General features: G+C 42.7%; 16 protein-coding genes and 1 pseudogene. 12 read left to right on the plus strand and 5 right to left on the minus strand.

Annotated features, from left to right (window positions below; translation table 11 throughout):
* Positions 1–29: 29 nt before the first annotated feature.
* Positions 30–869 (minus strand): HDOD domain-containing protein, encoded by an 840-nt coding sequence (locus tag LHL20_RS09975; protein ID WP_226433197.1) that lies wholly within the window; start codon positions 867–869, stop codon positions 30–32.
* Between the two features lie 415 nt (positions 870–1284).
* Between LHL20_RS09975 and LHL20_RS09980 the strand changes: the two genes are divergently transcribed.
* The 5 genes from LHL20_RS09980 (at position 1285) to LHL20_RS10000 (ending at position 4127) form a co-directional block, all read left to right on the plus strand.
* Positions 1285–2460, plus strand: a complete 1176-nt coding sequence (locus LHL20_RS09980; RefSeq protein WP_413228888.1) for a glycosyltransferase — start codon at positions 1285–1287, stop codon at positions 2458–2460.
* 96 nt (positions 2461–2556) lie between these two features.
* The gene (locus LHL20_RS09985) at positions 2557–2880 is read left to right on the plus strand and encodes a hypothetical protein (RefSeq protein ID WP_226433199.1); all 324 of its coding nucleotides are present in this window, start codon (positions 2557–2559) and stop codon (positions 2878–2880) included.
* Between the two features lie 174 nt (positions 2881–3054).
* Positions 3055–3171 (plus strand): zinc ribbon domain-containing protein, encoded by a 117-nt coding sequence (locus LHL20_RS21230; RefSeq protein WP_413228889.1) that lies wholly within the window; start codon positions 3055–3057, stop codon positions 3169–3171.
* Positions 3172–3181: 10 nt separating this feature from the next.
* A complete protein-coding gene (locus tag LHL20_RS09995) occupies positions 3182–3775 on the plus strand; it encodes a rod shape-determining protein (RefSeq protein WP_226433201.1) in 594 nt (197 codons plus the stop codon).
* Between the two features lie 127 nt (positions 3776–3902).
* Positions 3903–4127: a hypothetical protein gene (locus LHL20_RS10000; RefSeq protein WP_226433202.1), complete on the plus strand. Its 225-nt coding sequence runs from the start codon at positions 3903–3905 to the stop codon at positions 4125–4127.
* Between the two features lie 65 nt (positions 4128–4192).
* Here the strand turns inward: LHL20_RS10000 and LHL20_RS10005 are convergent, their stop codons facing one another.
* Together LHL20_RS10005 and LHL20_RS10010 are read right to left on the minus strand one after the other, a co-directional pair.
* Entirely contained in the window at positions 4193–4582 is a 390-nt protein-coding gene (locus LHL20_RS10005; RefSeq protein ID WP_226433203.1) for a SufE family protein, read from the minus strand.
* Between the two features lie 40 nt (positions 4583–4622).
* The gene (locus LHL20_RS10010) at positions 4623–5015 is read right to left on the minus strand and encodes a DUF2750 domain-containing protein (RefSeq protein ID WP_226433204.1); all 393 of its coding nucleotides are present in this window, start codon (positions 5013–5015) and stop codon (positions 4623–4625) included.
* A gap of 157 nt (positions 5016–5172) precedes the next feature.
* On the opposite strand from LHL20_RS10010, the gene LHL20_RS10015 reads away from it, so the two are divergent.
* The 5 genes from LHL20_RS10015 (at position 5173) to LHL20_RS10035 (ending at position 10155) form a co-directional block, all read left to right on the plus strand.
* The gene (locus LHL20_RS10015) at positions 5173–5841 is read left to right on the plus strand and encodes a biliverdin-producing heme oxygenase (protein ID WP_226433205.1); all 669 of its coding nucleotides are present in this window, start codon (positions 5173–5175) and stop codon (positions 5839–5841) included.
* Between the two features lie 120 nt (positions 5842–5961).
* Positions 5962–6771 carry an exodeoxyribonuclease III gene (gene xthA, locus LHL20_RS10020; protein WP_226433206.1) on the plus strand — a complete coding sequence of 270 codons (810 nt, stop codon included), beginning with the start codon at positions 5962–5964 and terminating at the stop codon, positions 6769–6771.
* A gap of 28 nt (positions 6772–6799) precedes the next feature.
* Positions 6800–7441: an energy-coupling factor ABC transporter permease gene (locus LHL20_RS10025; RefSeq protein ID WP_226433207.1), complete on the plus strand. Its 642-nt coding sequence runs from the start codon at positions 6800–6802 to the stop codon at positions 7439–7441.
* A gap of 126 nt (positions 7442–7567) precedes the next feature.
* Positions 7568–8758, plus strand: a complete 1191-nt coding sequence (locus LHL20_RS10030; RefSeq protein WP_226433208.1) for an FIST signal transduction protein — start codon at positions 7568–7570, stop codon at positions 8756–8758.
* Entirely contained in the window at positions 8755–10155 is a 1401-nt protein-coding gene (locus LHL20_RS10035) for an ATP-binding protein (RefSeq protein ID WP_226433209.1), read from the plus strand. The genes LHL20_RS10030 and LHL20_RS10035 overlap by 4 nt, the downstream gene beginning before the upstream one ends.
* Positions 10156–10279: 124 nt before the next feature.
* On the opposite strand, the gene LHL20_RS10040 is transcribed toward LHL20_RS10035, so the two are convergent.
* Together LHL20_RS10040 and LHL20_RS10045 are read right to left on the minus strand one after the other, a co-directional pair.
* The gene (locus tag LHL20_RS10040) at positions 10280–10843 is read right to left on the minus strand and encodes a phosphoribosyltransferase (protein ID WP_202265170.1); all 564 of its coding nucleotides are present in this window, start codon (positions 10841–10843) and stop codon (positions 10280–10282) included.
* Between the two features lie 77 nt (positions 10844–10920).
* Positions 10921–12183, minus strand: coding sequence for a lipoprotein-releasing ABC transporter permease subunit (locus LHL20_RS10045; protein WP_226433210.1), 1263 nt, complete (start codon positions 12181–12183; stop codon positions 10921–10923).
* Positions 12184–12319: 136 nt separating this feature from the next.
* Between LHL20_RS10045 and LHL20_RS10050 the strand changes: the two genes are divergently transcribed.
* Both LHL20_RS10050 and LHL20_RS10055 read left to right on the plus strand, forming a co-directional pair.
* The gene (locus LHL20_RS10050) at positions 12320–12919 is read left to right on the plus strand and encodes a PilZ domain-containing protein (RefSeq protein WP_159625097.1); all 600 of its coding nucleotides are present in this window, start codon (positions 12320–12322) and stop codon (positions 12917–12919) included.
* Positions 12920–12986: 67 nt separating this feature from the next.
* Positions 12987–14293 (plus strand): annotated as a pseudogene (locus LHL20_RS10055) (transcription-repair coupling factor); the annotation flags it as partial.

Below are 14293 nucleotides of genomic sequence, written 5' to 3' on the forward strand. Positions count from 1 at the left end.
TTTTTTCTCAATTGTATTTCACGTAAGGACTAGTAAAGCATAAAGGCGTTTGGATTAAACAGTGATATTACCGATATGCACTGTAAATTAGTAATATCCAACGCATCTTCTAAATCTTCGCGATTTAACGATAACGCATCATGCATTTCAGGCTTTAAATTATGATAGCTGGGGTAAACCTCAGGATTTACGTTATCTAACGCCAATACATAAGAAAGCTGAAGTATTCTGTCTTCAGGAAATTCACCTTCGTCGTCATGAATACGCTCGATGGGTTTATAGATAGTTTCAGGAATACCCCACTTTTCAATGAGTTTTGCCGACAATGTGTTATAGGTAAATCCAAGCACACCAAATTGCAAATCTGATGGACTGACACGCGCATTGAACGCCTGACAACGCTTAGCAGCTTCTGGCATTAATGAAACAACAACCAGTTCACCAATGTTATGCAACAGGCCCGATACGAACGCGCGTTCAGGTTCGCGAATATTTCGCATGTCTGTAAAGTATTTGGCAAGTAGACCACATGACACGCTCTGCTCCCAGAACTTATCAAGGTCAATAATTTGCCCATCTACTTCGCTAAATGCTTGACTGACGCCATAAGCCAGCGCCAAATCGTAAGTAGAACGAGTCCCAACAACTTGGATAGCACGCGTGATAGTGTCTATTTTATTGGGAAAACGATAAAGAGCAGAGTTGGCCACACGCAGAAGCTGTGTAGCCAATGACGGGTCGAAGGCTATAATGTCGCCGATGTCTTCAATACTTGAAGCTTCGTCGTCCATACAGGCTTTCAATCGCGTAACAGAGTCTGGTAAAACAAAAAGGTCTTCTGCTTTTGAAACAAGTTCGTCTAAATTCATTCTTGCACGATCTCCAATGCAACCTTCATTAACATAGAACAAAGGCACGTCCTTTAGCCCGCATCTTTTTATGTATAGGCGTAAAAAATGATTAGGTCAATAAAATATGTGTAGTAAAAAAGTATGATTTTCTTACTATTCATATACTTAAGCATAACTACGAAAAGTATTTCATCCGTGTTTTATCGCTTATAAATAACCATTCCATTGAAGCACATCGCACTATTATACCAAGCTAACTTAACAATTAAGATAGCTTCTTAAAAATGCGCATCATAACTCTCATTGCTTCTATGTTAATATTGCGCTTTGTAATACTTTTTTATTATTTTTACCCTTATCTATTATGAACTTTAGCGCTGTTATTATTGGCTACGTGTGGCCTGAGCCCAACTCTTCCGCTGCTGGCCAAAACATGCTTTCTATCATTAAGAGTATGTGCTCTGCCGGTCACAAAGTAACGTTTTTAACTGCCGCTACTGACAGTGAACACAAAACCGACTTAGAAAGTTTAGGCGTTGATAGTCGAGAGATTGCGCTTAACTGCAGTAGTTTTGACAGCCTCATTGAAGACCTCGCGCCTGATATTGTTGTTTTTGACCGCTACATGACCGAAGAGCAGTTTTCGTGGCGAGTTAAAGCGAGCTGTCCCAATGCGCTGCGCGTACTTAATACCGAAGACCTCCATAGCTTGCGTCAAGCAAGACACAACGCTGTAAAAATGCACGGTGATGCTAAACTGGCTGACCTCAACACCGAGCTTGCCCAGCGAGAAATAGCGGCAATACTTCGTAGCGATATCACTTTGGTTATTTCAAAGCATGAAATGCAATTACTTACCGAGCATTATCAAGTACCACGCAGCCAGCTCTTCTACTATCCACTACCTACAGACAAATCAGTGCCTGAATCGCCATCATTTACTGAGCGCGCACACTTTGTTCATATCGGCAATTTTCGACATGCACCAAATTGGGATGCAGTACTTCAGCTGAAGCAGTTCATTTGGCCTGCAATTCGACAAGCGTTGCCAGACGCACAGCTTCATATTTATGGTGCCTATCCGCCCAAAAAAGCCACACAACTACATAATGAAAAACAAGGATTTATCGTTAAGGGCTGGGCGAAAAGTGTTGACGACGTAATGCAAAATGCACGTGTGCTACTGGCGCCGTTGCGCTTTGGTGCAGGCGTAAAGGGTAAGTTCTTAGATGCAATGCGTTTCGCCACACCTAGTATTACCACATGGATTGGCGCAGAAGGTATAGCTGATGATGACAGCTGGCCTGGAGCCATTTGTAGCGCTGACATAGATCAGGCTAAAACGATTGACGAATTCGCTAAACACGCTGTTGCGCTTTACAACAACGAAGAAATTTGGACAGCAGCGAGCCAAAAGGCGGTTGAATGCGTAGCGCTATTTTCTCAACAAAAAGATGCCCTTCCCCTTGAGCCTTACTTAACTAACGTAATTGAAAGCATAGCGCAGCACCGACAAGACTTGTTTTTGCAAAGTTTATTGTGGCACCAAACATTGACGGCGAGTAAGTACATGAGCCAATGGATTGAAGCAAAAAATAAAAAACCATAGCCAATAGCAAGGTAAACACTCTATTGTATGCAGGTAGAATTAGTCACAAGCACACTGGCAGTGCGCATTTTAGCAAGTAGCTGAAAAGGATTTAAAATGAAAAATACCGTTTTTTGCCTAGTCGTTTTGGCAATTACAGGTTGCGCAAACACGCATTCCTCTTATGAAGAAGTTTCAACTAATGAATTTAAAATTACCGCTTCTGGTCCAGCCGATGATGGAAAAGCAATTCTAGAAAAAGTAATTCTGAAAAAAGCATCTGAATTGTGCAAACATACTGGATTTAAGCTAAAAGCGACTGGGCTTGGAGAGGACATCACTTTTTCTGGAATTACAGAGCAACCAACAAAAGGAAGTTGGCATGGAAATAGCTCTAATACAATTCAAGCCGTTGCCACAGTTATATGTACAAAGCGTTAATGGACTTACTATGTTAGGAAAAATATTTGGTGTTATCTGTTTGGTTATGGGCTTAATTTTAGGTAGCTGAATAGGATACAACCTCTTTATTGAAGCGCTACCGGCAACTGAAGGCAGAAGCCCAGTGCCAGCAATTGGTCTTACTGCAGTCTTCTTTTATGTAGCTTACTCTCGATTAAAGCCACAAAAACTGGAAAATTCGTGACAATAAGCTGTCTCGATTGTGGATTCTCTGAACTCTATAAGAGACAACGTAACACCACCGGAACCTTGTTAGATTTTTTCTTTTAGAGAGCATTACGTGTTTACAAAGTTTATTGAACGGTTTTCTGCAACGCTTTATGTGCAAATCTGGGAAAATCGATTAAAAGTGACCAACGTGACCAATCACACGGTATTTGATGACTCTCCTACCGTTGTAATACGAACCACAGAAAAAGGCCACAAAGTTATTTCAGGCATTGGTAAAAATGCCGCAATCACGGTACAAAAAAATGAAGTTGTCGTAAATCCGTTTTCACATCCCAGAGCACTTCTTTGTGATTTTTATGTCGGTGAAAAATTGCTGCAACACGCATTTAGAACGATTTTAAATACTAGTTGGCTTCGCCCACGTCCAAAGGTGATCATTCACCCAATGGAAAAAGTAGAAGGAGGCCTTACAGCAATTGAGGAACGTGCATTTACAGAGCTAGCATTAGGCGCTGGGGCTAGCGCTATTACACTTTATGTTGGCAAGCCGCTTGAGGTACAGCACGTAGATTTCGAGAAATTACAAATAGAACTTAGAACGAGTACTCAAAGTGAATCACCGTCTCAGTCAACCAGCAACGTTGGCGCACTTTTTATTTGGGTCGCAATGATTACCCTCGCAATTTGGCATTTTAGTAAATAGAAATCTATCGATGTTGTTGGCTCGTTCACAGTAAACTTGGTATCGTATAGATCGGCGCTACCGAGAGAAAACAGTAAAAATACAATATCGCGCTTTCGGGGCTTTGCCCATTATTGAGGATAGAATAATGAATATGAATGCCACTTTCGTTGGCCAACTAGCCTTTGCGTTTGCAATTGTGTGTGCACTTGTTGGTTATTTTTTAGGAAAACGAAAAACCAATCACCCTATACTGCTTGCAATAACTGGCTTCCTTTGTGGCATAGTTCCACCATTCGGCGCCGTATTTATTATGGTGATGGCGCTTAAAAAAGACCGTGTAGATACAAAGGCAGTTTCTAGCAGCAACTGATATACAACGCCAATATGGCCTGCTAACCCAGACCTAAAAACGAAGGCAATACTCTTAACCTACCGTTAGTCGTCGGTTTGTAGACGTTTGATCACTGCTTTTATACCGTTACCCCTAGACTGGCTTAGGTAACGGTCGAGTTGACAAGCTTGCAAATACTGCTCGAAATCAAACTGTATTCTCTCCTGTGGAGCAAGGCTATTCGCTTTCTCCAACAGTACAGCCAACACACCGCGTATTATCTTACTTGGAGAGTAACCTTCGAAATGGCCATCTTTATTAAACAGCCACACAGGGCTTTCACAGCCTGGAACAGCTGAGTGCTCATCACGCAGAGACTCATCAAGCGGCGTAAGTTTTTTCCCTGCTAGCATTAGCGTGCGGGTGAATTCATCCCACCCTTTCGCTTTTGCAAGTTCATTTGCTATGGGGGGAAAGTTATTACTTTCTGTCATTTATTAATGTATCGATCACTTATCACGGATAAGGCAAGCCTTATTCACTTAGGGCTGCACTTAAATCTTGTGCGGTCATTACAAGGTTCTCAACATCACTGGTTGTGGGGAACATCACCAACTCTACACCGTTTTTCTCTAGGCCCGGTAGCCAAGTCTGGTTAAATTCATCAAGTGATACATTCACGCATTGACCATCTACTCCATTGGTAAGTACAAATGCGTTGGCTAAATCGCGATGTGGGAAAACGGGTAGTTGTACACTTTCACCGTCTTCAAACATGACAAAGCCTTCAGCGCCTTGCACCATCCAAATTTCTTTTGCTTTTAGCACATAAGTTACCACTAGCTCTTGTCGGTCTTCGGCCGAAAGCTTCATTGCTTGCTCTACAACGGTATCGCTCAACTTTTCTGATATTGTTTCTGGAAACACAATTCATACCTGTATTTGATTTTGCGGCAAGTATACCCGCACTATCGAGTGGCGCAATCTACTTCGCGATAAAATGCGTATTACGTATTAAAACCTGATAGCATTACGGCTTGTTATTTAAATAATCAGCCATAGAAAACGTACAAGAATAATTATCATGCACAACATTTTCTCCGCGCTAAAGCAAGGCACGCAAGCCAATCACACGATATTAGAAAATACGTATCCCTTTTCGTTATACCACCAAACATCTTCATTTAATGTGACTGTTTATGAAGAGGTACTTTCGGTAATGTATTGGTTTCATAGCGCGGTTGCAGGTGCACTGAAGGAGAGCGCAAAGCGAAATAGCGATCTTTTACCACTGCTAACACACATTAATATTGATAGTGTGCTTGATGCCCTTAACAGCGATTTAGCGCAGCTCAGAGCCAACAGCGTATCCAACGGTGTTACGTTAAGTACATTAAGTGATGAGAGTCCAAGTCTTGTAGACTTACCCTCATTTTATAGTGATAGCAGTCGTACTATTTCTGCCCTTTATGTATGGTTAGGATCATCCATGGGCGCGAATATCATCGTTAGACGATTAGCGACGATATCTCCTGCTCCACCAACTCATTATTATGCAGCAATGAGTCAGTGTGCTCGTGCATGGGTTACCTTCAAACAACACGTTGAAACCCTCACCCCTTCACTTTCGACAGGAAACCCACAATTAACACAGCATATTGTTGAAGATGCAAACAGCTGGTTCGCCTATCTCATTGCATTGGGTGAGGCTAAACAATCAACTTCTCTGACTATGCAAGCTCAAAAAGCATAAATATACTTAATCTTCGACTCCCTAAAATTGCTTTAAACTTACGCAATTGCATGAATAGCGAATTGGTAATTGCGTTGTTTCTGGTAAACTTGCGCCAAACTTATTAATACAAAAGAACGCATGAAAGTAATCTCATTTAACATTAATGGTATCCGCGCTCGCTTACATCAGCTTCAAGCGTTAATTGATGCCCACCAGCCAGATATTATTGGCTTGCAAGAAATTAAAGTGCATAACGAACAGTTTCCTGTGAAAGACGTAGAGGCTATGGGTTATCACGTATATTTTCACGGCCAAAAAAGTCATTACGGCGTGGCCTTTCTCGCTAAAAAAGAGCCAGAGTCAGTAACCATGGGCTTTCCAAGTGACGATGAAGATGCACAACGCCGCATGATCATGTTGAAGACAACAGATGACAGCGGCAAGCCAGTTACAATTTTAAATGGCTATTTCCCGCAGGGTGAAAATGAAAAGCACGAAACTAAGTACCCTGCTAAGCGCAAGTTCTATCAAGATTTGATGGCTTACCTCAATGGTAATCATACGCCAGATGATCAAGTCATTGTAATGGGTGATGTTAATATCTCACACACTGACTTAGACATTGGTATTGGCGAAGAAAACCGTAAACGCTGGTTGCGTACAGGTAAGTGTAGCTTTTTGCCTGAAGAGCGCGAGTGGCTAAATACCGTTATCGATTGGGGCTTTGAAGACAGTTTTCGTGCCTTGAATCCGAAAACAGATGATAAGTTTTCATGGTTTGATTACCGTTCAAAGGGGTTCAATGACAATAGAGGCCTACGTATTGACCTTATTTTGGCGACAAAGCCATTGCACACTAAGTTGACCGATGCGGGTATCGATTACGTACTTCGAGGCATTGAAAAGCCTTCAGACCACGCGCCAATTTGGGCAGTGTACAGCGACTAGCTAACGTTTAAATTTAACAGGAATTGTAGTGAGCACACTTCAAACCATTGCCCTTTTGGTATACAGCGGCTTTTTAGTTGGTGCACTAAAACACCTTGATGTGGCTCACTTCCTTAAAAATAAACATCAGCAGCACTTAGTATTTGGCAGTGCTGCAAGTTTGTTTGTGCTGTGGCTTTTCAAGGCTGGCATTTACGACGGCTTAGATGTTCATTTTCTAGGTCTGTCTGTTGTAACCCTTATGCTAGGGTTTCGCCTCGCTATAATTACTGCTTTTATTACATTACTGGGTTCAACAAGCGTTGGGTTTAACGCTTGGGAAAATATTGGTGTAAACGGCTTAGTCGGCACTATCCTCCCAATAGGTGTTACTTACCTGTTTTACATGTTGTCGTTTCATCGTATTACCAGACAATTGTTCGTGTATATTTTTTTATGTGCGTTTTTCCCTGCGGCACTTTCCATAGCGCTAAAAACACTTACCCTGGGTTTGTTTTACTACACCGAAGGTACTTACCCATGGGACGTCATTTTCGACAACTACGTTTTGCTGATTCCCCTATTGGTATTCCCAGAGGCACTTTTGAATGGAATGGCGATTACATTACTCGTCATTTATCAGCCAACATGGGTATACACTTTTCACGATAAATTCTATTTAGACAAGTAACGTCTTATCTTTTAATAAACAACTGCATCTTTCAACGCAACTACTGCAACTTTGAACTAATGTTTAATAAGAAAGTGATAGAAATTTTCTATGCTTTTAGGGGCATTGGAATACTAGTAGGTCTGTATGCAGATAATCACCCACTCTTTAAAACATCATTCAACAGAAGCGCTCAATATGGAATTAAACCAGCTGTTGAGCACTCACAATTACTCTGTAGTTATCGCCTATAGCAACTGCATACATAATTCAGAGCAAATACAGCAAGTTTTCTGTGCTCATACCACTTCCTTTATGCTGGCCACATCATGTCTTGGCGCTCTGCATTGTAATGCTGAAACGGCAAAAGCGAATGCCGACATCTCTTTATTTTGTATTGATGACAGCCAAGGTGCTTACGGCGTGGGTAGTGCCGCTTTGTACAACGAAATGACTAATCAAAGTGAGCCTTTCAACGCAGGCGCTCGGGCACTTGAACAAGCCCTTGCGAATGCCGCTAGGCCTTATGAAAGTCCAGCATTGATATGGTGTGCGTTACCGCCTGGCGAAGAGGAACGTATTCTGGAAGGTTTTGCCAGCGTCGTAGGAGAACAGGTGCCCATTTTTGGTGGTTCAACAGCAGACAATACCGTGGAGGGCAATTGGTGCACTGCAACTGCAAATACTTGTGGGGCTAATACAATAGCGGTCTGTGTGTTGTACCCCTCTACTCCACTGGGTTTAAGTTACAGTTCTGGTTACAAACCTACTGAAACAGTGTTTACGGTAACATCAGCTCGTGGAAGAAATTTAGCAGCATTAAACGGCCAATCCGCAAGTCAGATTTATAACAGTGCTACCAACAACCTCATTGAAAACGAGCTCAGTGGCGGGCAAATTTTAGGGCTCACGTCATCAGCACCTTTGGGTAAACCCGTCGAGCTGGAAAACGGCGCGTTTAATTATTTGCTTTGCCATCCTGATGAAGTTTGCCTTGATGGTAGCCTCAACGTTTTTTCAGAAGTACACGAAGGTGACGTATTAACCCTCATGGAAGGCAATATTGATAGCCTCACATCTCGTGCAGAACGGGTGATTACTAACGCAATTATGCTTCTTCCGCAAAATAAAACACCTGTGGGTGTGCTTATGATTTACTGCGCAGGTTGTAGGCTTATGGTGGGAGATGCCATTGTACCTATGATTGAAAACCTGCAAGTAAAGTTTGACGGTTTGCCCATATGCGGCCCATTCACTTTTGGCGAACAAGGACGATTCCTTGATGGCAAAAACAGGCATGGCAATTTGATGATTTCAGCTGTTGTGTTTTCAAAATGAATAAAGATTACGAAAACGTTTTAGAAGATCTTGCCCTCGTTTATCGACTAAAAGAGCAAGCTGAAGCCCATAAGAAAGAAAGTGATGCCTTGTTAGCGGGTACGCGAGCTTTGCTGACCGCTACCAGCGAACAAGAGCTTTATAAGAAGATGTTTGGAATTTTTAAAAGCCTCTATAACTATGAAGTATGTTTTGTGCTTGAAAACGATAGTAAGGGAAAAATGCGATGCACTAACAGTACTTTTTCGCCGTTGTTAGACTCACTGTGGGACATCGATGAAACATTATCAAAAGCCATAAAGAGCACCCCCGTCGCCCTGTTCAATATCAAAATGCAGCCAACGTGGCAGGCGCACCTTGATACATTCGATATCTCTGTAACCTCGGTGTTGTACTGTCCTTTTAAAGTGCACTCCCAACATGCGGTTATTGTGTTTTGTCACAATACTTTGGGCTATTACACACAGGAATATGTAGAAATGGCTAACCGCTATCGTACGTTCACTGAGCAAATGGCCATGAGTGTTCAAGCCAAACTCATGGCGCTTGAAACGGTTCGGTTAAAAGAAGAGAAAGCGCAAGTTGAAAAAAGCCTTATTGATTCTGAAAAAATGGCGTCACTGGGGTTGCTCGCGGCGGGTGTTGCGCATGAAATAAATAACCCCATTGCGTTTATTAATAGCAATATACATTTTTTAAAAGACACTTTACCTAGCTTATCGACAATGCAAGATATTGTTGTATCGCTAGCCAAAAGTTCATCAGAACAAGAGCGAGCACAGCTAGCTGACCGCGCTACAACTTGGGCGCAACAAAATAAGCTCGACTCGTTAAGTGACGAAATTGCAGATATTTGTGAAGAGTCAGAAGAAGGCCTAATGCGCGTAACCGAAATCATAACCAGTTTGCGATCATTTTCTCACGACGCTGATATTGCAGATGATGAAACAGTTAATGTCGATGACTGTGTAGCACACGCACTGCGCTTGGTGAACAGCGAACTGAAACACAGAATTGAGATTTGTCAGTACCTTAATGAACCACCAGCGATTAAGGGTAAAACCGGCAAGTTAAATCAAATATTGGTAAACCTATTTGTAAACGCAGCACAAGCAATGGAAGACGGTGGCACACTTACTATTCGTTCTTGGCACGACAAACAAAATAATACAACGGTTTTGCAAGTCGCAGATACTGGATGTGGAATAGAAAAACATGCGTTACAGAAGCTATTTGAACCCTTCTACACCACAAAACCAACAGGTAAAGGGACTGGGTTGGGACTTTATATCTCTTTTTCTATCGTCGAAGCCATGGGCGGCACAATTTCGGTGGACAGCGAAGTTAACGTTGGCACTACGTTCACCCTCACCTTTCCAACACCTGACTTAATGTAACAGCACCGTAGATTGACCGTGAGGGTGACGGCACAAATAGCCCGAAAACCACTAACATGTTAGATATAAAAAAGCCCCAAACGAATGTCTGAGGCTTTGATTTTATAGGTAGAGTGCGTGCAGCTTACTTTTGAAACAGGATATCCATTACGTCAGCAAGTTCGCCTTTACCTTCGCGAATTTCTTCTTCAGAAAGGCCTGCAATTTCATGTGGAAACACTAACCACTCGTCACTTTCGTTCACGTAGTAGTCTGGTACTAAGTCAGTGGTATTGTTTTGCGGCTTATACCAAGGACACGCAATACGGATGTCTTTTGGCATGTTAAGACGCATAAGTTTATTAATTTGCTTAATAAGTGCTTCTACACTGCGACCTGAGTCGAATACATCATCAACAATAAGCAACTTATCATCTGCGTTTGCGTTCTCTACCAGATAGTGCAAACCGTGAACACGGATCTCTTTAGACTGCTTATTGATACCATAGTACGACGATGTACGCACCGCGATGTGGTCTGTTGACGTGTTCTTGAACTCGAAGAACTCCTGAACCGCGATACCAATTGGAGCACCACCACGCCAGATACCAATAATAAAGTCTGGACGGAAGCCATCTTCATACACCTTTGACGCTAAGCGAAAGGAATCCTGTAAAAGCGATTGCGAGGTGATAAAATTCTTGTTCATGACGTCTCACTGGGCAAAATTTAAAAGACCGCGAGTATAGTGAATTTCAACCTATTTTGCACGGCAAATTCAATGAATTATTCGTTTTGCAGTGCCTGGGACGGCTGAATTTTCATCGCTTTTCTTGCCGGATAGATACTGGCGCTGACACAAAGTAATAGTGACAGCCCTGTTATGCTGACTATCTGGACCATATTCATCTCAATTGGCAAACCACTGCCATCTGCCGATAACGCCAGGGGCGAACCAATAAGTGCCAAAAAATTGTTTAGTTGAAGAGTTACCACTACACCTAACAACAGCCCAATCGCAGCACCTTTTACGCCGTTAAACAATCCATTTAAAACGAAAATCCACATAATGGTGCTTGGTAGCATGCCCTGTGTCTGCAAAACCGCTATGTCACCTTGCTTTTCAGTTACAACCATTACCAATGCTGACACTATATTAAATGCAGCCACTGCGATAATTAGCAGCAACATCAGCATCATCATATTCTTTTCCATTTTCACGGCATCAAATAATGGCCCTTGACGCTCTCGCCACGTTTTAATTTGCGCGGCGTCTATGTGAAATGATTCGGTTAGCTGTTCAACCACAGCGAGGTAGTTAAATGCATCATCTAAAAACAGACGCTGTGAAATACCTTCTCCTTTAGGGTCACGAAGCAACCTATTTACATCATCAAGATGCATATAGATGACTTTATCGTCCATTTTAGACCCCATATCAAAAATACCCGCCACCGTGACAAGGCGCTGGCTTGGCATTCGACCAAAAGGCGTATATACGCTGGCACCTGCTACCATTACGCGTATGCGATCTCCTACCCGGGCATCAAGTTTGACCGCAAGTGCTCGTCCAATAACAACATGAAAGCTGTTGGGTGTAATATCTTCGAATCTTCCTTGCTCCAGTTTGTTCGCTACCATGGTATGCATCAGCATTGCGTTTGGTTCAACACCGTGTATCTGTACGCCACGCAAATCCGTACGGCTTTGCACCACGGCTTCTGCTTCGCGAAATGCCATTGAAGCTGTTACACCCACTACTTGGGACTGCGTGTTTAACGGCGTGGCTAACTCAATATGGGGAACAATGCCCAAAATACGTTGCTTCAATTGGCCTTCGAGCCCATTCATCACTGACACGACAATGATTAACGCCATAAGACCAAGCGCAATGCCTGCTACTGAGAAACGGTTAATGAATGAGACAAAGCTGTTCTGGCTAGCTTTATTCGATTTAGCGTAGCGATAAGCAATAAATGCAGAAAGCGGATAGAAAGAAGAAAACATAGCGCCTTGTTTTGAAAGTAATACGGTAATATGCCTCGCCATTCACTATGCTATTAACCATGACGCAAAAAGCTGGCGAGAGTAGGTTTATGTTGCAAAGCAGTAAACCCGAAATAGTAAAGTGGTTATACTACGTGTAAGCTACTGGCTGCACAAGAATTAGTGGCAGAGGAATGAAGTGAGCGAGCAAAGCCTAGAACAAAAACAAGCCCAATTCGACGAATATTTTTCAATCACGCATGGTATTAATGTCAATGTACGTGCGCTTGAAAAAGGCGAACCCGTACCCGATGAAGAGGGAATAGAGGAAGCAATGCCCTATGCGTTTCGCATTGCCAGCGAAATGGCGGCAATTGAAGCTCAAGCGCTGCGCCCGTTGCGGAATTTAAGCGAACACGCAGAAACCTTAGCCGATTACCTCAATCATCAATCGCGAAAAATCGACCTTATGATGTCGTTTGTGCTTCACCAACAGGACGAACCTGAATATCGCTTTAAGTCGGTCAAGTTTGGTGGCGGTGGCGTTATTGTTGACATGCAATCGCCACTAAACGTAGGACAGCACGCTGAACTTAAATTATTTCTTGATGCCGAAGCTGCCGCAATTTTTTGTTATGGCGAAGTCATTAGTTGCGAGCAAACTGACACGGGTTATCATACTGCGTTTATATTTACGACTATTCGCGAACCCGATCAGGAATTACTTGTACGGGCAAGTTTGCACATTCAAACATTGCAGCTTAGAAAACGGGCACAAGAAAAACGTTCGGGATCCTAAAAGGTACTTTTAGCAGTATATATCGCCGTATTAATTGGTATTACGTGAATTTTAAAAATAGGAAGTCATGACAGCTAGCTTATTATCGCTGCCTTTACCAGCGCCGAAAAAAGACGCATCATCACAAGATCATAAACAGTGGGGTCAACTACAAGGTAGTAGCGCCGCGCTGTGTATCAGCCAGGCGCTAAATCAGTATAGTGGTCCTATTGTACTTATTACTGCAGATACGCCTTCTGCCATGAAGCTGGAAAAGGAAATAGCATTTTTCCTAAAAGGTGGCGTAGGCGATAACAAGCGACTGGCTAATACACCGATTACGTTGTTTCCTGATTGGGAAACACTGCCCTACGATTCATTCTCACCACACCAAGATATTGTTTCGCAGCGTCTTGAAACCCTATTTCGATTTACCCAACAGGTAGACGGTATTTTCATTGTGCCGGTTAATACGCTGATGCAGCGTTTGGCGCCTACCGATTACCTTGCCAAATATCTGCTAATGCTAAATAAAGGAGATACGCTAGATAGGGATCAATTTAGGCGCAACTTAGAGCAAGCTGGTTATTTGCATGTTAGCCAGGTAATGAGTCATAGCGAATTCTCTGTTCGTGGCAGTATTATTGATTTGTTCCCAATGGGGAGCGACCAACCGTTTCGCATAGATTTATTTGACGACGAAATTGACTCAATTCGCTATTTTGATACCGAGACACAACGTTCAGGTGAAGCGGTTAATGAAATTCGCTTGTTGCCGGCCCGAGAGTTTCCCACAGACAAAGACGCTATTACGTTATTTCGACAAAATTTTCTGGCGAAATTTGATGCTAACAACGCGTCTGAAAGCGTGTTTGCTCAAGTTAGTAAAGGCACCATGCCAAGTGGCATTGAATATTACCTCCCACTGTTTTTTGAGAAAACCGCCACCTTATTTGACTATTTGCACCCTAAAAGTTTGTTATTGCTACATGGTGACGTGCAAGATGCCAGCGAGTTTTTTTGGGCCGATGTGCAAGAGCGTTACGAGCAGTATCGCTATAATTTAGCACGTCCCCTACTCGCCCCTGACGAGCTATTTTTACCAATAAATGAGTTATTTGGTGCCATTAAGCAATGGCCTCGGGCATCGCTTTCAAGCAGAGTATTAGATGAAAAAGTCGGCACCACTAACCTTCGATGTGAATTGCTTGACGATATCGCCATCAACGCACAGAAAAAAATACCTGCGGAACGCTTGATGGCAACCGTACAAAGCGCCACCGCAAGTGGCGCTAAAGTGCTATTTTGCGCTGAAACCCAAGGCCGTCGGGAAGGTCTACTTACGGTGTTAGCGAAAGCGGGTATTAAACCTACGCTCGTGGATGACTTTAATAC

Origin of the sequence: Alteromonas sp. McT4-15 (assembly GCF_020515205.1) — a bacterium.
In the GTDB taxonomy this organism is placed as follows: Bacteria; Pseudomonadota; Gammaproteobacteria; order Enterobacterales; family Alteromonadaceae; genus Alteromonas.